Below are 1,011 nucleotides of genomic sequence, written 5' to 3'. Positions count from 1 at the left end.
CTACATAAGTCATTGCTACTCGTTCCTAAATTATTTGATTATTATTTTAAGCCGCCATTTTGCTTTATAGTACTAAATTTGGCAATAAAATTAGTACAAACGACTACCCCAATTTAGTTTTGTACGTAAAACGTTGTAGTACGAGTAATTTTTTGGATGAATTAAACGCAATTGTTTATCCGCTTTTTTAATTACTACCTCATCGCCGGGTAATACGGCAAGCACGACATGGCTGTCGCAACTTACCTGTAGGCTATCTGTATTTTCTAGGCTTAGCTTTAAACGAACTTCATTATCGGCATCGACAACTAAAGGTCTGCTAGATAAGGTATGAGGAAACATAGGTACTAACGATATTGCATTTAGCTCTGGCGTTAAAATTGGCCCGCCACCTGAAAGTGAATATGCCGTAGAGCCAGTAGGGGTTGATACTATTAAACCGTCAGAGCGCTGAGAAAACACAAAGTCATTATTTATAAAAGCTTCAAACTCAATCATATGCGCTACTTTATCGGCATGAAGTACCGCTTCGTTAACGGCTGAGTTTGCACTCTTTAATTCGTTGTGGCGATATACTTCTACTTCTAATAAAAAGCGTTTTTCTTCAAGGTACTCACCACTGAGGACTTGCTCTAAGCTCGCTTCAAACCCTTCAGGGTTTAAATCAGTTAAAAAGCCAAGGTTACCTCTATTTACACCAATAACAGCAATGTTAAAGCGCGCAAGCACGCGTGCAGCACCAAGCATGTTACCGTCACCGCCTACAACAATAGCTAAATCGGCTTGTTCTCCTAAGTCGACTAACTTAACAAGTTTGTCATGCGGGATATCGTCTAATTGACTCCCTGTGCGTTTTTCTACTATTACCTCAAAACCAAGCGCAAGTAAAAATGTATGTAAGCGCTGAAGGGTAGCAGCGGCTCCCGGGTGATTAGGTTTGCCAATTAGGCCTATGGTATTAAAAGGAGAGTCCATAATGTACGCACAAAAAGATTTAATAATTGTAGAGTA

1 protein-coding gene is annotated in these 1,011 nt (G+C 39.8%); it reads right to left on the bottom strand.

All coding sequences use genetic code 11. The features are described from left to right. Window positions 1–90: 90 nt before the first annotated feature. Entirely contained in the window at window positions 91–975 is an 885-nt protein-coding gene (gene nadK, locus H5072_RS20230; protein ID WP_004335384.1) for an NAD(+) kinase, read from the bottom strand. Window positions 976–1,011: the final 36 nt, after the last annotated feature.

This window comes from Pseudoalteromonas sp. SR45-5, from assembly GCF_014163565.1.
GTDB lineage: Bacteria > Pseudomonadota > Gammaproteobacteria > Enterobacterales > Alteromonadaceae > Pseudoalteromonas > Pseudoalteromonas distincta.
Note: the sequence above shows the minus strand (reverse complement) of the source record. Positions and strands in the feature narration are given on the sequence as shown.

Bases quoted from the DNA above. Each gene is read 5' to 3' on its own strand.
- nadK (WP_004335384.1), bottom strand. From the start codon at position 975: ATGGACTCTCCTTTTAATACCATAGGCCTAATTGGCAAACCTAATCAC.